The organism is Kitasatospora sp. NPDC004614 (assembly GCF_042873675.1).
GTDB lineage: Bacteria > Actinomycetota > Actinomycetes > Streptomycetales > Streptomycetaceae > Kitasatospora.
In genome coordinates, this window is the sequence record NZ_JBIALR010000016.1 from 1 (window position 1) to 18,061 (window position 18,061).

Here is an 18,061-nt window from a genome sequence, read left to right on the forward strand (position 1 = left end):
TGCTTCCCCGCCCTCGACTACTTCGAGAACTCGGGACTCCCCTTCGTCGTCGCCCTCAACGGCTTCGACGGACACCAGCCCCACACCGGCGACGAAGTCCGCGAAGCCCTCCAGCTCAACGCGGACATCCCGATCATCACCCTCGACGCCCGACGCCGGGACAGCGCCAAGAGCGCACTCATCACCCTCGTCGAGCACGCCCTCCTCGCCCGCCTGCGCTGACGAGACACGGGCATGGCCACGCCAGCAGGGGGCGTGCGGAGCCATCCGCACGCCCCCTGGGCACTTCCTCGCACCGACCGCGGTTACGGCCGCTGATCGGCCCTCAGCAGGCCGTAGGTGTACGCGTCCTCCAGCGCCACCCAGGACGCCGCGATCACGTTGTCCGCCACCCCGACCGTGGACCACGTCCCGGTGCCGTCGGTGGACTGGATCAGCACCCGGGTCTTCGAGCCCGTACCGTGCTGGCCCTCCAGGATGCGGACCTTGTAGTCCACCAGCTCCAGCTTCGCCAGCGGCGGGAAGATCGGCTCCAGCGCCGCCCGCAGCGCCTTGTCCAGCGCGTCCACCGGGCCGTTGCCCTCGCCGGTGGCGACCTTCCGCTCGCCCCGCGCCCACAGCTTCACCGTGGCCTCGTTGCCCGCCCGGCCCTCCGGGCCCTGCTCGCTGATGGTCCGCCAGGACTCCAGCTCGAAGAACCGCAGCCGCTCGCCGCCGTTCACCTCGTCGCGCAGCAGCAGCTCGAACGACGCGTCCGCCGCCTCGTAGGTGTAGCCCAGGTTCTCCTGCGCCTTCACCCGGGCCACCACCCGGCCCGCCAGGTCACAGTCGCTGGACAGGTCGTAGCCCAGCTCCTTGCCCTTCAGCTCGATCGACGCCCGGCCCGCCATGTCGGACACCAGCATCCGCATGGTGTTGCCGACCCGCTCCGGATCGATGTGCTGGTACAGGTCCGGGTCCACCTTGATCGCCGAGGCGTGCAGGCCCGCCTTGTGCGCGAACGCCGAGAAGCCGACGTACGGCTGGTGGGTGGACGGGGTCAGGTTCACCACCTCGGCGATGGCGTGCGAGATCCGGGTCATCTCGGCGAGACTGCCGGCCGGCAGCACCCGGCGGTCGTACTTCAGCTCCAGCGCCCCCGCCACCGGGAACAGGTTGGCGTTGCCGACCCGCTCGCCGTAGCCGTTCGCGGTGCACTGCACGTGCGTGGCGCCCGCGTCCACCGCGGCCAGCGTGTTGGCGACCGCGCAGCCGGTGTCGTCCTGCGCGTGGATGCCCAGCCGGGCGCCCGTCTCCGCCAGCACCGTCGCGACGATCTCGCGCACACCGGACGGCAGCATCCCGCCGTTGGTGTCGCACAGCACGACCACGTCCGCGCCGGCCTCGTGGGCGGCCCTGACCACGGCCAGCGCGTACTCCGGGTTCGCCCGGTACCCGTCGAAGAAGTGCTCGCAGTCGATGAACACCCGGCGGCCCTGGGAGCGCAGGAACTCCACGCTGTCCCGGACCATCTCCAGGTTCTCCTCCAGCGTGGTGCGCAGCGCCAGCTCCACATGCCGGTCGTGCGACTTCGCCACCAGCGTCACCACCGGCGCGCCGGACGCCACCAGCGCCGCGAGCTGCGGGTCCTCGGCAGCCTTCCCGCCGGCCCGGCGGGTCGCCCCGAACGCCACCAACTGGGCGTTCTTCAGCTCCAGTTCGGCCTGCGCGCGGGCGAAGAACTCGGTGTCCCGGGGGTTGGCGCCGGGCCAGCCTCCCTCGATGAAGCCGACGCCGAACTCGTCCAGGTGGCGCGCGATGGCCAGCTTGTCCGCCACCGTGAGGTTGATCCCCTCACGCTGGGCGCCGTCGCGGAGCGTGGTGTCGAAGACGTGGAAGCCGTCGTGCGGACGGTCGTTGGCCTCGGTCATGGCCCTGGGTTCTCCGTTCGGTGGAGTATTTTCATGCATTTTGCCGGGATCGTGATCCGGCTCCACTGTCCAGCATCCCGCGCGCTCCCCCGGTGTCTCCGGCCCCCTCGTGAGGGCCCGGGCCGGTCCGGGACAAAACAAAAGACCCCTCGCGGGTGCGAGAGGTCTGCGCGCGGGTCTGGACGCTGGTGGTCGCTCCGCGATCAGGGTGTTGCCACGGAAGCGGTCACTGCGGACCGGCGCGCCTGCTGCTAATAATCAGCGAAAGCGAGGACACCTTTGCAGTCTTGCACACGGTCCGCGATACGACAGACCCGTCTCGCCATCCGAAACGCCTACGCGAACAGCTCGGCCGTGTCGAGCTCGAACCCGAACGGCTCGGGCAGCGGGAGCAAGACACCGACGGGCACCGTTCCGGTGGTGGCGTAATCACCGTGGGCCGGGATGCTGTGCAGCACCACTTCGTCGACGCTGCGGTCCACCAGCAGGTACAGCGGGATCCCCGCCGCCGCGTATCCCAGCCTCTTGATGGCGCGCTCCCGGATCGGCAGCCGCGAGGTCACCTCCAGCACCAGCACCACACCGGACGGCACCCACCACGGCGGTTGTCCGTTCATCGCGTTCCGCTCGGTGAACATCGCGTCGGGGATGTAGTAGCCTCCCGGCACGATCAGCCCCTTCCGCAGGCCGGCGTCGAAGTCACCCCCCGAACGGAACACCTGCCGGAGGACCCGGCTGATCACGGTGTCGTGGCCGCCGTCCTGCGGTGGGGACACCACGATCTCGCCCGCGACCAGCTCGGTGCGGTAGCCCTCCGGGGTCTCCATGGCGAGGAAGTCGGCCACCAGGTACGGGTCTTCCGGTTCGATCGCACACACGGCAGGCTCCTTCTGTCACCGAGCCCAACGTGCCGCCGCGCCAAAGGTTGTCAGCCCGGGCATTCCGCCATGGAATGCCCGGGCCGGCGTCGTCAGACGATCTTGTGGAGCCAGTGGTGGGTGTCCGGGCGGTGGCCGCCCTGGATGGCGAGGAGGGCCTCGCGGAGCTGCATGGTGATGGGGCCGGGCTCGCCGGTGCCGATGGTCCAGTCGGCGGTGGCGGACTTGACGTGGCCGACGGGGGTGATGACGGCGGCGGTGCCGCAGGCGAAGACCTCGGTGATGGTGCCGTCGGCGTTGCCCTGCTTCCACTCGCCGGTGGAGATCTTGCGCTCCTCGGAGCGGTAGCCGAGGTCGCCCGCGAGGGCGAGCAGCGAGTCGCGGGTGATGCCGGGGAGCAGGGCGCCGGAGAGTTCGGGGGTGACGACGGTGGCGTTCTCGCCCTCGCCGACGACGAAGTAGAGGTTCATGCCTCCCATCTCCTCGACCCACTTGTGCTCGGCGGCGTCCAGCCAGACCACCTGGTCGCAGCCCTTGGCGGCGGCCTCGGCCTGGGCGACCAGGGAGGCCGCGTAGTTGCCGGCGCACTTCGCGGCGCCGGTGCCGCCCGGCGCGGCGCGCACGTAGTCCTCGGAGAGCCAGACCGAGACCGGCTTGACGCCGCCGGGGAAGTACGCGCCGGCCGGCGAGGCGATGATCATGAAGATGTAGGAGTTGGCGGGGCGCACGCCCAGCCCGACCTCGGTGGCGAACATGAACGGACGCAGGTAGAGGCTCTGCTCCGGCTGGTTCGGCACCCACGCCTGGTCCTGCTGGACCAGCAGCTCGACCGCCTCGACGAAGGCCTCGACGGGCAGTTCGGGCATCGCCAGGCGGCGGGCGGAGGCCTGGAAGCGCTCCGCGTTGGCCTCCGGGCGGAAGGTCGCGATGGAGCCGTCGGCCTGGCGGTAGGCCTTCAGGCCCTCGAAGATCGCCTGGCCGTAGTGCAGCGTCATGTTGGCCGGGTCGATCTCCAGCGGCGCGTACGGCGTCAGCTGGGCGTCGTGCCAGCCGCGGCCCTCGGTCCAGCGGATGGTCACCATGTGGTCGGTGAAGATCCGGCCGAAGCCGGGGTTGGCCAGTCGGGCCTCGCGCTCCGCGTCGGACAGCGGCTGCGCCGAGGGCTTGAGGTCGAACGTGATGGGCGCCTGGGTGGGCGTGCTCATGGCTGTCTGTCCTTCACCGTGGGGTTTGGCTGGGCCACCGCCGGGCGGAGGAACGCATGACGGCACGGCCCACTGTCGATACTCGCATCCAGAGGGCCGTGCCGAACAGCCGGGAGGCTGTACGTCTATGAACCGGCCCGTCGGCCGGAATTGTGATCCGGCCGGTCAGCCCGATACTCGGGCGGCGAGCGCGTCGCCGACCGCGGAGGTGGACCGGGGGCCGGTGCGCGCGGTGAGGTCCGCGGCGACCGCGGCCTCGACCTGGGCGGCCTCGGCGGCGAAGCCGAGGTGCTCCAGCAGCATGGCGACCGAGAGCACGGTGGCGGTCGGGTCGGCCTTGCCCTGTCCGGCGATGTCCGGGGCGGAGCCGTGCACCGGCTCGAACATCGACGGGAAGTCGCCGCTCGGGTTGATGTTGCCGGACGCGGCCAGGCCGATGCCGCCGGTGACGGCCGCGGCGAGGTCGGTCAGGATGTCGCCGAACAGGTTGTCGGTGACGATCACGTCGAACCGCTCGGGCTGCGTGACGAAGAAGATCGTCGCCGCGTCCACGTGCAGGTAGTCGGTGGTGACCTCGGGGAACTCCCGGCCGACCTGCTCGAAGATCCGGGTCCACAGGTGGCCGGCGTGCACCAGCACGTTGTTCTTGTGGACCAGCGTCAGCTTCTTGCGCGGACGGGCCTGGGCGCGACGGTACGCGTCCCGGACGACCCGCTCGATGCCGAACGCGGTGTTCAGGCTGACCTCGGTGGCGACCTCCTGCGGAGTGCCGGTGCGCAGCGTGCCGCCGTTGCCGACGTACGGGCCCTCGGTGCCCTCGCGGACCACCACGAAGTCGATCTCCGGCTGCCCCGCCAGCGGCGACTGCACGCCCGGGAACAGCTTGCCGGGGCGGAGGTTGATGTGGTGGTCGAAGGCGAACCGCAGCTTCAGCAGCAGCCCGCGCTCCAGCACGCCGGACGGCACGCTCGGGTCACCGATCGCGCCGAGCAGGATGGCGTCCTGCCCCTTCAGCTCCTCCAGCACCGCATCCGGCAGGGTCTCCCCGGTCCGGTGGTACAGCCGGGCACCGAGGTCGTACTCGGTGGTCTCCAGCTTCACATCGGAGGGCAGGGCGGCGCGAAGCACCTTGAGGCCCTCGGCCACGACCTCCTGGCCGATGCCGTCACCCGGGATCACTGCGAGACGAATGGTGCGAGACATGTTTCGGACAGTACAACCGTCCCAGGCCCTGAGCACATGCCGTCCACCATTCGGACGGGACGTCAGCTCAGATCGATGTCGACGGGGAAGGGGTGCTCGACCTTGAGACGGTCGTGGAAGATGCCGGTGGGGGTGTAGCGGTTGGTAGCCGGGTCCAACTCGTAGGTGTAGACGACGGGTCGGTCATCCACGTTCTCCACCCGCCAGAAGTAGCGGATGCCGGCGGCGGCGTACTTGCGGGGCTTGATCTCGCGGTCGCGTGTCCGCGACTCGGGCGAGACAACCTCGACTGCGAGCAGAACGTCCCTGCCCAGGAAGTAGGTCTGCCCAAGCCCCTTGTCCGATGCGCTGTTGACCACCACGAGGTCGGGCTCCGGCCGGTTCCTGTCGTCCAGCTTCACCGTCATCAACGGCCAGGATTCCCACCCGTCGGGAACGGCTGCCGCCAACGCCATGTGCAGCGTCAGGATGACCCGAATGTGGAACTTCGCCTGCGGACTCACGAAGATCAGGCTCCCGTCGATCAGCTCTGTGTGCGGCGGGAGGTCCGGCAGTCGGTCCAGGTCGTCGGCGGTGTAGCCGCCGACCGGCGGGCGGAGCCAGTCCGGGTACGGGTCGACGCTCATCAGTGCTCCCATGGCGGGGATTCTGGCCTGTGCTGTCAGGCTACCGGGTGGTTTCCCGCCCGGGATCACCCTTCGGAGTGAGGACCTGAACGCGCTGCCCGACCGGGTTCAGGTGGTGGAGGAGGAGGGCGGTGGGCAGGGGGGTGTGGAGGAGTTCACCGGGGTGGGTGAGGTGGAGGGCGGGGGTGGGGCGGGTGAGGTCCACGGTGAAGGGGCCGAGGGTGGAGGGGCCGGTCGAGAGGGTGTAGTGGACGTTGGTGGCCGGGGGGAGGGCGGCGAGGCGGACGGGGAGCAGGAGGGTGTCGGAGTCGAGGAGGGCGGTGTCGGTGTCGCCCCAGCGGCCGCCCAGGGGTTGGACGTCGAGTTCGGTGCCGATGCGGGCGTCGCGGGTGCGGGCGACCAGGACGTCGCTGCCGGGGAGGCGTTCGGCGGTGACAGCGGCGTCGGGGGTGCCGTCGCCGTCGAGGTCGAGGGTGGCGCGGACGGCGGAGGCGCCGACGGGGGTGGCGGTGGGGGCGGCCAGCACGGCGGCGAGGTAGAGGGTGCCCTGGTCGTCGACGGCGGCGGCAGCGTGTCGCAGCTCGCCGGAGCCTTCGCCGCCGGGTTGCAGGACGGTGAGCAGGTCAGGGCGGATGCCGCCGGTGAGGGCGAAGTTGGTGGGGGTGCCGAACGCGGTGGCGTCCGTGGCGGGGCGCGGGGCGGCGAACAGCGGGACGCGCAGCGCGGGGAGGGTGGCGTCGGTGGGGGTGAGGGTGAGGCGGCCGGAGAGTTCGCCGCGGTAGGTGCGGGCGTGGCCGGCCTGGATCAGGTCGAGGGTGGGGTCGGGGGCGCGGCCGAGGCCGCTGGTGAGGCGGAGTGTGACGGTGACGGTCGCGGTGCCGTGCGGCGGGAGGACGACCCGGGCGGGTGAGAGTGCGAACGATGCGCCGGGGACGGAGGTGGAGCCGGAGTAGCCGACGCCGTAGGCGAGTTGGCGGTCGCCCAGGTTGCGGACCTCGACCTCGCGAGTGGCCGTCAGGGCCCCGGTGGCTTCGACCACGCCGAACGAGACGCCGACCGCGCCGTCGAGTTGGGTGCCGTAGGCGAGGACGGGGGTGCGGATGGCGTCGTCGGCGCGGGCCCGGCCGCTGCCGGTGCGTTCGGGGCCGTAGACGGGGCCGGTGCGGTTGTCGTGCCGGTAGGTGTCGGTGGCGGTGTTCATGAGTGCGGCCTTGATCTCGGCGGCGCCCAGTTCGGGGTGGGCGGAGCGGACCAGTGCGGCGAGGCCGGCCAGGTGCGGGGTGGCCATGGAGGTGCCGTCCTCGCGCATGCCGGCGCTGCCGGAGCCGGCTTTCGCGGACCAGACGGTTTCGCCGGGTGCGGCCAGGTCGGGTTTGACGATGCCGTCGACGCCGATGCCGCGGGAGGTGAACGTGGCGAGGGTGTCGGTGCGTTGCGGCTGGTCCTGCGGGACGGCGCCGTGCAGCGGGTTGCCGGGTGTGGCGAGCCGGACGGTGACGGGGCCGTCCCGCAGGCCCGCGAGGAGGCGTTCGCCGTCGGCGCGGGCCAGGATCGCAGCGGGGATCCGTTCGTCGCCGGCGATCTCGCCGAGGTCGTCGCCGTCGGCGGCGTACAGCGCGCCGATGGCTCCGGCGTCGGCGGCGTGGTCGGCGCGCGGGGCGGAGCCGCAGGCCCGGTCGGCGTCCTTGGTGGTCCAGCGCAGGACGGCGATCTTTCCGCGCAGCCGTTCGAGATCGTCGGCGCCGAAGGCCGCGCAGCCGTCCAAGTCCTGGGCGGGAACGGCGAGTTCGCCGCTGACGGTGGCGGTGTCCCACTGGGTGTACCGGCCGCTCCAGTGTGCGGGGACGGTTCCGGCGAGAGCGGCGGGGGCGAGCACGGTGATGCCGTCGGCGTCGCCGTGCGGGTCGACGGACGCGGCGGCGGTGAGCACTCGGCCCGCTGTGCCGGGACTGCCGCCGACGCCGTACACGTCGCCCTCGTTGCCGGAGGCGGCGACCACCAGGGTGCCGAGTGCGGCTAGCCGGTCGGCGGCGAGGGCGTCGGCGTCGGCGGGGCTGCCGAACGGGCTGCCGAGGGAGAGGTTGACCACGTCGAGGCGGTCGCTCAGGTCGCCGTCGCCGTTGGGGTCGGCGGCCAGGTCGAGGGCGGCGGCGAGCTGGTCGGTGGAGCCGTGACAGCCGAACACCTTGATGGCGTACAGCTGGGCGCCGGGGGCCGCGCCGGGGGCGACCTTGAAGTCGGCGGGGTTCAGGCCGGGCCGGTAGGGGCCGCGGTAGGGCTTGCCGTCGGCGGTGACGCCGAGGCCGGCGGCGGTGCCGGCGACGTGGGTGCCGTGGCCGTTGGCGGCGCAGTCGAGCGGGTTGTCGTCGGGGTGCGGGACGGGCTGCGGGTGTTCGGCGGCCGGGTCGGGGTCGTAGTCGTCGCCGACCAGGTCCTTGCCGCCGATCACCTTGCCGTTCGGGAAGAGTCCGGCGGGCGCGGGCTCGGCGCCGTCCACGGCGGCGTAGGCCTCGGGGGTGCCGGGGCCGCCGAAGTCGGCGTGGGTGTAGTCGATGCCGGAGTCGACGATGCCGATCCGGACGCCTTCTCCGGTGTGCCCCTCCGGGCCGTCCCACACCTTGGGGGCGCCGGTGAGCGGCACCGCGTACCCGTTGGTGCGCTGTTTGAGCGCCACGGGGTGGACGGCCTTGACGCCGGGCAGGCCGGCCAGGCGCGGGAGTTGGTCGGCGGGCAGCCGCAGGGCGAGGCCGCTGACCAGGGTGCGGGTGCGGTACAGCGGGCGGGCGTCGGGGACGGCGTGCCGCAGGGTGGCGGTGAGGGCGTCCAGCGAGCGGTCGGCGGCGGCGCGCTGGGCGCTGCCGGCGGCGGCCGCGGCGCGCCAGGTCTGGTCGGGGGTGCGGTGTTCACGCCGGGCGCCGTCCTGGGCGCGTTGCCAGGCGGTGGCGGCGGGTTCGGTGGCTAACTCCAGCAGCACGGCGGTGCTGGACCCGGGTGTCCCGACCGAATGGGCCGGGGTGGCCGGGGCGAGCAGGGCGAGGGTGGCGAGAAGGCCGAGGGCGGTACGCACCCCGCCCAACCTAGGAGGGGCCGCCGGGCCGGGTGCGGACGTTCACCGCATGGGTGACGGTAAGTCACCCGGCTGGCGCAGTGGCGTGCGTGCGGCTCAGTGCTCGGCGGGGGCGCCGTTGTCGCGCCGGTCGAGGGCGCGCTGCAGGGCGGCGGCGGCGCGGGGGTCGGCCTGGGCGCGGCGGCGCCGGCGCTGGACGAGCGTGGCGACGGCGGTGGCGGTGGTGGGGGCGGTGGTGCGGTCTGCGACGAAGGGCATACCGGGCTCCTTGCATACGGGGGCGCAGCAGCGCGCGAGGGTGGTGACTACAAGAAGTACGCCTGGCAGGGGTCGCCTGCCGCACCGCGTACGTGCACACGGGCCACGCTCCCCGGCGTTGCGGGGGTGGCGCACCGTATGACTACTCCACAGTACGGCGGGCGGGCCGCGGTGTCGCCGAATTACTTGGATTTCCTACTATCTGAGACGGCGACGACCACCGGGTATGCGAACGGCCCTTCCGCCTCAAGGTCGGAAGGGCCGTTCGGGGGCGCTGAGGGGGCGTCAGCCGAGGTTCACCGCGCGGGCGAAGCGGGCGCCGATGGCGCCGGCGATCTCGGCGAGGACCTCCTGCGAGACCTCGGTGTCCACGGTGATCGAGGCGAGCGCGTTGTCACCGTCGCGGGCGACCTGCATGCCCGCGATGTTGATGCCGGCGTCGCCGAGGATCCGGCCGAGGGTGCCGACCACGCCGGGGCGGTCCTCGTAGTGGAAGAACGCCATGTGGTCGGTGAGGGCCACGTCCACGTCGAAGCCGTCCACGCCGACGATCTTCTGGGTCAGCTTCGGGCCGGAGAGGGTGCCGGAGATCGACACCTCGCCGCCGTCCGCCAGGGTGCCGCGGACGGTGATCACGTTGCGGTGCTCGGGCGACTCGCTGGAGGTGGTCAGGCGGACCTCGACGCCGCGCTCCTGGGCGAACAGCGGGGCGTTGACGTAGGACACCGTCTCGGCCACCACGTCCTCGAACACGCCCTTCAGCGCGGAGAGTTCGAGCACCTTGACGTCGTGCTGGGTGATCTCGCCGCGGACCTCGACGTCGAGGCGGACGGCGACCTCGCCGGCCAGCGCGGTGAAGATCCGGCCGAGCTTCTCGGCCAGCGGCAGGCCCGGGCGCACGTCCTCGGCGATCACGCCGCCCTGGACGTTGACCGCGTCCGGTACCAGTTCGCCGGCCAGCGCGAGGCGCACGGACTTGGCGACGGCGATGCCGGCCTTCTCCTGGGCCTCGTCGGTGGAGGCGCCCAGGTGCGGGGTGGCGACCACGTTGTCGAGGGCGAACAGCGGCGAGTCGGTGCACGGCTCCTTGGCGTACACGTCCAGGCCGGCACCGGCCACCCGGCCGTCCTGGAGGGCGCGCAGCAGCGCTTCCTCGTCGACGATGCCACCGCGGGCGGCGTTGACGATCCGCACGCTCGGCTTGACCTTGTGCAGCGCCTCGTCGCCGATCAGGCCGATGGTCTCCGGGGTCTTCGGCAGGTGCACGGTGATGAAGTCCGCGACCTCCAGCAGCTCCTCGAGCGAGAGCAGCTTGACGCCCATCTGGGCCGCGCGGGCGGCCTGGATGTAGGGGTCGTAGGCGACGATCTTCATGCCGAACGCGGACATCCGCTGCGCGACCAGCACGCCGATCCGGCCGAGGCCGACCACGCCGAGGGTCTTCTCGCTGAGCTCGACGCCGGTGTACTTGTTGCGCTTCCACTCGCCGCCCTTGAGCGCGGCGTTGGCGGGCGCGATGTTGCGGGCGACCGAGATCAGCAGGCCGCAGGCGAGCTCGGCGGCGGTGACGATGTTGGAGGTCGGCGCGTTGACGACCATCACGCCGGCCTTGGTGGAGGCGGCGACGTCCACGTTGTCCAGGCCGACGCCGGCGCGGGCGACCACCTTGAGCTTCTTCGCGGCGGCCAGTGCCTCGGCGTCCACCTTGGTGGCGGAGCGGATCAGGATGGCGTCCACGTCGGCGATCGCGGTCAGCAGCTCGGCGCGGTCGGCGCCGTTGCAGTGCCGGATCTCGAAGTCGGGGCCCAGCGCGTCCACCGTGGCCGGCGAGAGCTCTTCAGCGATCAGAACGACAGATTTGCTCACGACAGTGTTGTCCTTAACTGTCCGGTTCACCCCGCCACACGAAGGTGGCGTGCACTGGGCGGGGGAAGGTGGCATGTCGCGTAGCTAGACGCACGACGCTGTGGGCCTGACGCGTATTCGGGAGTCTATCGGCGGGGCGCCGGGGGGACTGCTCCCGTCCGGCGAAATCACCCGGACGGGAACAGCCTTGTTGTACAACCTGGATGGCGAGGATCAGGCGCTCTCGTCGACCCAGCTCATCAGCTTGCGGAGCTTCTTGCCGGTGGTCTCCAGCAGGTGGTCGGCGTCCGCGTTCTTGTACTCGTTGTACTTCGGCAGACCGGCCTTGTACTCGGCGATCCAGGTGTTGGCGAAGGTGCCGTCCTGGATCTCGGTCAGGACCTTCTTCATCTCGGCCTTGGTGTCGGCGGTGATGATGCGGGGGCCGGTGACGTAGTCGCCCCACTCGGCGGTCTCGGAGACCGACCAGCGCATCTTCTCCAGGCCGCCCTCGTACATCAGGTCGACGATCAGCTTCAGCTCGTGCAGGCACTCGAAGTAGGCGATCTCGGGCTGGTAGCCCGCCTCGACCAGGGTCTCGAAGCCGGCCTTGACCAGGGCGGCGGTGCCACCGCAGAGGACGGCCTGCTCACCGAACAGGTCGGTCTCGGTCTCCTCGGTGAAGGTGGTCTTGATGACGCCGGCCTTGGTGCCGCCGATGCCCTTGGCGTAGGACAGCGCCAGGTCGAAGCCCTTGCCGGTGGCGTCCTGCTCGACGGCCACGATGCACGGAACGCCGCGGCCCTCCTGGTACTGGCGGCGGACCAGGTGGCCAGGGCCCTTCGGGGCGACCATGCAGACGTCGACGTCGGCCGGCGGCTGGATGAAGCCGAAGCGGATGTTCAGGCCGTGGCCGAAGAACAGGGCGTCGCCCGCCTTCAGGTTCGGCTCGATGGCCTCCTTGTAGACGTCGGCCTGGATCGGGTCCGGCACCAGGATCATGATGACGTCGGCCTCGGCCGCGGCCTCGGACGGGGTGACCACGCGCAGGCCGGCCTCCTGGGCGGCGGCACGGGACTTGGAGCCCTCCAGCAGGCCGACGCGGACGTCGACGCCCGAGTCGCGCAGCGACAGCGCGTGGGCGTGGCCCTGGCTGCCGTAGCCGATGACCGCGACCTTGCGGGCCTGGATGATGGACAGGTCGGCGTCGTCTTCGTAGAACAGCTCGGCCACGGGGGCACATCTCCTTGCGTGGTGGTGTTGCCGGGGGTTCCTACCGTAGGCGCACCCGGCGGGGGTTCGGTGGTACTGCTCAGGGTGTAAGACGGGCCGCGTCAGGCGGTGCGGTCGAGCGCGCGCAGCGAGCGGTCGGTGATGGAGCGGGCGCCGCGGCCGATCGCGACCAGGCCGGACTGCACCAACTCCTTGATGCCGTAAGGCTCCAGCATCTTCAGCATGGCCTCCAGCTTGTCCGATGCGCCGGTCGCCTCGATGGTCACCGCGTCGGGCGACACGTCGACGGTCTTGGCGCGGAACAGCTGGACGATCTCGGTGACCTGGGAGCGGGTCTCGGCGTCGGCACGGACCTTCACCAGGATCAGTTCGCGCTGGACGGCCTGGGTCTGGTCCAGTTCGACGATCTTGATCACGTTGACCAGCTTGTTGAGCTGCTTGGTGACCTGCTCCAGCGGCAGCTCCTCGACGTTGACCACGATGGTCATCCGGGAGATGTCGGGGTGCTCGGTCGGGCCGACCGCCAGCGAGTCGATGTTGAAGCCGCGGCGGGAGAACAGTGCGGCGATCCGGGCGAGCACGCCGGGCTTGTTCTCGACCAGGACGGACAGGGTGTGCTTGGACATGGTGGTCATCGCTTTCTGGTCCGTCAGTCCTGGTCGTCGCCGAAGTCGGGGCGGACGCCCCGGGCGAACTGGATCTCGTCGTTGCTGGTGCCGGCCGCGACCATCGGCCAGACCATGGCGTCCTGGTGGACGATGAAGTCGATGACCACCGGGCGGTCGTTGATCTCCATGGCCTGCTTGATGACGGCGTCCAGGTCCTCGGGGCGCTCGCAGCGCAGGCCGACGCAGCCCATCGCCTCGGACAGCTTCACGAAGTCCGGGATCCGGGTGCCCTGGGCGGGCTGCTCGATGCCGTCATGGCCGGGGCCGGAGTGCAGGACGGTGTTGGAGTAGCGCTGGTTGTAGAACAGCGTCTGCCACTGGCGGACCATGCCCAGCGAACCGTTGTTGATGACCGCGACCTTGATCGGCAGGTTGTTCAGGCTGCAGGTGGTCAGTTCCTGATTGGTCATCTGGAAGCAGCCGTCGCCGTCGATCGCCCAGACCGGGACGTCGGGCTGACCGGCCTTGGCGCCCATCGCGGCCGGGACGGCGTAGCCCATGGTGCCGGCGCCGCCGGAGTTCAGCCAGGTGGCGGGCTTCTCGAACTTGATGAACTGGCTGGCCCACATCTGGTGCTGGCCGACGCCCGCGGCGTAGATGGCGTCCGGGCCGACCAGTTGGCCGATCCGCTCGATCACCTGCTGCGGCGACAGCATGCCCTCGGGGGCGGGCTCGTAGCCCAGCGGGTAGGTCTGCTTCCACTGGTTCAGCTTGGTCCACCAGTCCGCGTAGTCGCCGCGGTGGCCGGCGTCGAACTCGGCCTGGACGGCGACGATCAGGTCGGCCAGCACCTCGCGGGCGTCGCCGACGATCGGGACGTCCGCCGGGCGGTTCTTGCCGATCTCGGCGGGGTCGATGTCGGCGTGCACGACCTTGGCGTTCGGGGCGAACGAGTCGAGCTTGCCGGTGACCCGGTCGTCGAAGCGGGCGCCCAGGGTGAACAGCAGGTCGGACTTCTGCAGCGCGGTGACCGCGGGGACCGAGCCGTGCATGCCGGGCATGCCCAGGTGCTGCGGGTGGCTGTCCGGGAAGACGCCGATCGCCATCAGGGTGGTGACCACCGGGGCGCCGGTCAGCTCGGCCAGGATGCGCAGCTCCGCGCCGGCGTTGGCCTTCAGCACGCCGCCGCCGACGTACAGCACCGGGCGCTTGGAGTTCACCAGCAGCTTGGCGGCCTCGCGGATCTGCTTGGCGTGCGGCTTGGTGACCGGGCGGTAGCCGGGCAGCGAGGTCTCGACCGGCCAGCGGAAGGTGGTGGTGGCCTGCAGGGCGTCCTTGGCGATGTCGACCAGGACCGGGCCGGGGCGGCCGGTGGCGGCGATGTGGAAGGCCTCGGCGATCACCCGGGGGATCTCGGCGGGGTCGGTGACCAGGTAGTTGTGCTTGGTGATCGGCATCGTGATGCCGCAGATGTCCGCCTCCTGGAAGGCGTCCGTGCCGATCGCCTTGGAGGCGACCTGGCCGGTGATCGCGACCATCGGGACGGAGTCCATGTAGGCGTCGGCGATCGGGGTGACCAGGTTGGTGGCGCCGGGGCCCGAGGTGGCCATGCAGACGCCGACCCGGCCGGTGGCCTGCGCGTAGCCGGTCGCGGCGTGGCCGGCGCCCTGCTCGTGGCGGACCAGGATGTGCCGGACCTTGGTGGAGTCCATCAGCGGGTCGTACGCAGGGAGGATGGCACCGCCCGGAATGCCGAAGACCGTGTCGGCCCCGACGGCCTCGAGCGAGCGAATGAGCGACTGTGCGCCGGTCATGGTCTCGATGGTCTGCTGACCCGGAGCGTGGGCGGCCGGGTGGTCCCCACGACGGGGGGTTGCGGCGTGCTCAGTCATCTGCCTGTCTCTTCTCGGGTTCTGCTCGGGGTGGCGCCGGCCCGGGGGCGGTGGCTCCCTGGGCGGTCTCCGGCGGTGCCTCGATCGTCCGGATTTCGGGGGGTTGAGGCCAGGATTCCTGCGGTGGCCGACCCGGATTCGTGCAACAAAAAACCCCTCGTGCCAAGGGCATGCGAGGGGGAGGCGCGTCAGGCTGTTCTTCAGCCGACGCGCCCGCCAAGTACGAGAATTCGGGTGGTCATGGCACCGACCTTCCTCCCACGCAGTGGTGGGTGTCAAGCTGGTGGGACCGCCGTCTCACCATGCGGGCCACCGCTCGGACCCCCGACGGTGTGCCGTTGCGGCAGCTCAAGGCCGCTGTGCAGGTGCCCCGGGCGGGCCGCGGAAGTCTCCGCCAATCCGCTCGTGCGGGCCTCGGGGGTGAGCAGCGGGCGGCGGCCGGGGTGGCCCTGGCCGGGGCGCGGGACGGAGTAGCCGCGGCGCAGCAGGGCGCGGCGCAGCCGCAGTTCGTCGAGCGGGCGGTCGAAGGCCAGGCCCTGGCCGCGCCGGCAGCCGAGTTCCTGGAGCACGGCGAGCTGCCGGGGGTGGTCGACGCCGTCGGCGCCGGTGACCAGGCCGAGGTCGCGGCCGAGGCGCAGGGCGTGCCCGGCGAGTGCCCGGGTGAGGGTGGAGTCGGCGATGTCCTGGACCAGGCTGCGGTCCAGTTTGAGCGCGTCGAACGGCATCCGGGCGAGTGCGCCGAGCGAGCCGCCGCCGGCGCCGAACCCGGCGAGCGCGGTGGACACCCCGAGGCGGCGGAACGCGGCCAGGCGGCGGCCGAGTTCGTCGGCGAGCGCGTCGGGGCCGGTCCGGGAGACTTCCAGGACGAGCAGGTCGGGCGGCAGTTCGGTGTCCCGCAGGGCACCGGCCAGGGTTTCGTACATGCCGGGGGCGCAGAGCCGTTCGGCGGCCAGCCGGACGGTGACGGGGACGGGCGGGGCGGCGGGGCCGTCGGCGCGGCGGCGGGCGGCGGCGGCGACGGCTTCGGTGACCAGCCAGCGGGCGAACCGGGTGGCGCCGTCGCCGGTGTCGGCGGTGCGCAGGAACTCGGCGGGAGTGAGCAGCAGGCCTTCGGCGGAGCGCCAGCGGGCCTGGGCCTCGACGCCGGTGAGCCGGCCGCCGGCCAGTTCGACCACGGGTTGGTGGAGCAGCGCGAAGGAGCCTTCGCGGACGGCGGCGCGCAGCCGCTCCTCCAGTTCGCCGCGCCGGTCGAGTTCGGCGCGCATCGCCGGGGTGTAGAGCACCACCCGGCCCTTGCCGCGGGACTTGGCCTGGTACATCGCGAGGTCGGCGTTGCGGAGCAGTTCGTCGGCGGCGCTCGCGGCCCGGCTGTCGGCGCTGCGGGCGCGGGCGTCCTCGTCCTCGCCGGGGGCGGGTTCGGGGACGGGCAGTGGGGCGTCGGGGCCGAAGGCGATGCCGATCGAGGCGGCGACGCCGAGTTCGGTGCCGCCGATCCAGTACGGCTCGGAGAGGGCGGCGCGGATGCGTTCGGCGAGGTCGCGGACCTGGGGGTGGCCGAGCCGGCCGCGGACCAGGACGGCGAACTCGTCGCCGCCGAACCGGGCGACGGTGTCCTCGGTGCGGACGGCGGCCTGGAGGCGGCGGGCGGCCTGCACCAGCAGTTCGTCACCGACCTGGTGGCCGGCGGTGTCGTTGACGGCCTTGAAGCCGTCCAGGTCGAGGAAGAGCACGGCGACGGCGGTGCCGGCCGGGCCCTGCGAGGTGAGCGCGGCCCGGACGCGCTGGGCGAACAGGGCGCGGTTGGGCAGGTCGGTGAGCGGGTCGTGGAACGCGTTGTGCTGCAACTGGGCCTGCAGGCGCACCCGTTCGGTGATGTCGCGGCTGTTCAGGATCAGTCCGTCGCGGTACGGGTTGACGGTGGATTCGACGTGCAGCCACTCCCCCTCGCCCTCGCCCTCGTTCTCGCCCGAGCGGATCCGGCATTCGACCCGGGCGGAGGGTTCCCCGGGCTGGAACCGGGCGCCCCGGCTGCGGGCCAGGATGCGGCGCACCTCGGCGAGCACCCGGTCGACGTCCTCGGGGTGGACCAGGTTGAGCAGGTTGCCGCCGACCAGGTCTCCCGGGTCACGGTTGTAGACCCGCAGCGCGGCGGGGCTGACGTAGGACAGCGCGCCGGACGGCCCGGCGATCATGATGACGTCGCTGGAGCCCTGCACCAGGGAGCGGAAGTGGGCTTCCTTGGTGGCGAGTTCCTGTGCGAGCGACAGGTTGTCGAGCAGCATCACGCCCTGCCGGACGATCAGGGCCAGGCCGACGGTGCTGGCGGCGGCGAGCATCACCCGGTCCAGCGGGCGGCCTCCGAGCGTGTTGTAGAGGATGCCGGCGGTGCACACCGCGGCGGCGGCGTAGGGCGTGAGCGCGCTGAAGGTGGAGGCGACCCGGCGGCGCGGCCCGCCCTGGGTGGAGGGGTGCTGGCGGCTGGGGCGGCGGGTGTGCGACCAGGGGGCCCAGGCGAGCAGCAGGGAGCCGGCGAACCAGCCGGCGTCCAGCAGTTCGCCGGAGTGGTAGTCGCTGTGGAACTGCGGGGTGGTGAACAGGGCGTCGCAGACCACGGTGACGACCAGGCCGATCATCGCGGTGTGCACGGCGGCCCGATTGCGGTCCCGGCCGCGGACGTTGAGGCCGACCACCAGGCCGACCAGCAGGATGTCCAGTACGGGGTAGCCGAGGCCGATGGCGAGCTTCAGCGGGTCGTCACCGTCGCCGGCGGCGACCCGGCCGAGTGCCAGGCTCCAGCTGAGGGTGAACAGCGAGCCGGCCACCAGCCAGCCGTCCAGCATCAGGCAGAGCCAGCCGGCCGGGTTGCGCGGGCGCTGGGCGAGCACCAGCAGGCCGGTGATGGCGAGCGGGGCAAACAGCAGGAACGGGTACTCGGCGGAGGAGTCCGGCGGCAGCGGCCGGCCGAGCACCACCTCGTACCAGCCCCACAGGCCGTTGCCGAACGCGACCACGGCGGAGGAGAGGCCGAACAGCAGCCAGGCAGGCCGGGTGTGGCCGCCGACCGCGATGCCGTGCGCGAGGCAGGACAGGGCGGCCGCGAGGGCCGCCCCGGCGAGGCCGAAGTCGCCCATCACCAGGGCGAGTTCGCACGAACCCCAGCCAAGTCCGGAACCCACCGCGTACCCGGCGCAGAGCACCGCGAGCAGCACGGCCGTGAGCCTGCGCAGGGCGGGATGGGCAGGCAGCACCGATTCGGTGGAGTTCAATCGACATCTCCCCCTCCGGCCCGTGGCCGTACCGGTGTTCCCGCTTCGGACCCTACACCAATCCGGTCAC

Annotated in this window: 12 protein-coding genes and 1 pseudogene; 1 reads left to right on the plus strand and 12 read right to left on the minus strand. The window is 71.8% G+C overall.

Going from position 1 to position 18,061, the window contains the following annotated elements; genetic code table 11:
• Window positions 1–222: pseudogene (locus ACFYST_RS27310) on the plus strand (ATP-binding protein); the annotation flags it as partial.
• Window positions 223–305: 83 nt separating this feature from the next.
• Here the strand turns inward: ACFYST_RS27310 and cimA are convergent.
• The 12 genes from cimA to ACFYST_RS27370 all read right to left on the minus strand — a co-directional run bounded on the left by cimA (window position 306) and on the right by ACFYST_RS27370 (window position 17,991).
• Window positions 306–1,910, minus strand: a complete 1,605-nt coding sequence (cimA, locus tag ACFYST_RS27315) for a citramalate synthase (protein ID WP_387866103.1) — start codon at window positions 1,908–1,910, stop codon at window positions 306–308.
• 335 nt (window positions 1,911–2,245) lie between these two features.
• Window positions 2,246–2,788: a Uma2 family endonuclease gene (locus ACFYST_RS27320; protein WP_387866105.1), complete on the minus strand. Its 543-nt coding sequence runs from the start codon at window positions 2,786–2,788 to the stop codon at window positions 2,246–2,248.
• A 92-nt stretch (window positions 2,789–2,880) separates the two neighbouring features.
• Window positions 2,881–3,993, minus strand: coding sequence for a branched-chain amino acid aminotransferase (locus ACFYST_RS27325; protein ID WP_387866107.1), 1,113 nt, complete (start codon window positions 3,991–3,993; stop codon window positions 2,881–2,883).
• A gap of 165 nt (window positions 3,994–4,158) precedes the next feature.
• Window positions 4,159–5,196 (minus strand): 3-isopropylmalate dehydrogenase, encoded by a 1,038-nt coding sequence (locus ACFYST_RS27330; RefSeq protein ID WP_387636929.1) that lies wholly within the window; start codon window positions 5,194–5,196, stop codon window positions 4,159–4,161.
• 62 nt (window positions 5,197–5,258) lie between these two features.
• Window positions 5,259–5,834, minus strand: coding sequence for a Uma2 family endonuclease (locus tag ACFYST_RS27335; RefSeq protein ID WP_387866109.1), 576 nt, complete (start codon window positions 5,832–5,834; stop codon window positions 5,259–5,261).
• Between the two features lie 28 nt (window positions 5,835–5,862).
• On the minus strand, window positions 5,863–8,889 hold the full coding sequence (locus ACFYST_RS27340) for a S8 family serine peptidase (protein ID WP_387866111.1): 3,027 nt from the start codon (window positions 8,887–8,889) through the stop codon (window positions 5,863–5,865).
• A gap of 96 nt (window positions 8,890–8,985) precedes the next feature.
• The gene (locus tag ACFYST_RS27345) at window positions 8,986–9,147 is read right to left on the minus strand and encodes a hypothetical protein (protein WP_387636936.1); all 162 of its coding nucleotides are present in this window, start codon (window positions 9,145–9,147) and stop codon (window positions 8,986–8,988) included.
• Window positions 9,148–9,432: 285 nt separating this feature from the next.
• Window positions 9,433–11,013 (minus strand): phosphoglycerate dehydrogenase, encoded by a 1,581-nt coding sequence (gene serA / locus ACFYST_RS27350; RefSeq protein ID WP_387636939.1) that lies wholly within the window; start codon window positions 11,011–11,013, stop codon window positions 9,433–9,435.
• Between the two features lie 213 nt (window positions 11,014–11,226).
• Window positions 11,227–12,225, minus strand: coding sequence for a ketol-acid reductoisomerase (gene ilvC / locus ACFYST_RS27355; RefSeq protein ID WP_387866112.1), 999 nt, complete (start codon window positions 12,223–12,225; stop codon window positions 11,227–11,229).
• A gap of 101 nt (window positions 12,226–12,326) precedes the next feature.
• A complete protein-coding gene (gene ilvN, locus ACFYST_RS27360) occupies window positions 12,327–12,851 on the minus strand; it encodes an acetolactate synthase small subunit (protein ID WP_387638821.1) in 525 nt (174 codons plus the stop codon).
• A gap of 23 nt (window positions 12,852–12,874) precedes the next feature.
• Window positions 12,875–14,725, minus strand: a complete 1,851-nt coding sequence (locus ACFYST_RS27365; RefSeq protein ID WP_387636944.1) for an acetolactate synthase large subunit — start codon at window positions 14,723–14,725, stop codon at window positions 12,875–12,877.
• 275 nt (window positions 14,726–15,000) lie between these two features.
• A complete protein-coding gene (locus tag ACFYST_RS27370; RefSeq protein WP_387866114.1) occupies window positions 15,001–17,991 on the minus strand; it encodes a putative bifunctional diguanylate cyclase/phosphodiesterase in 2,991 nt (996 codons plus the stop codon).
• Window positions 17,992–18,061: the final 70 nt, after the last annotated feature.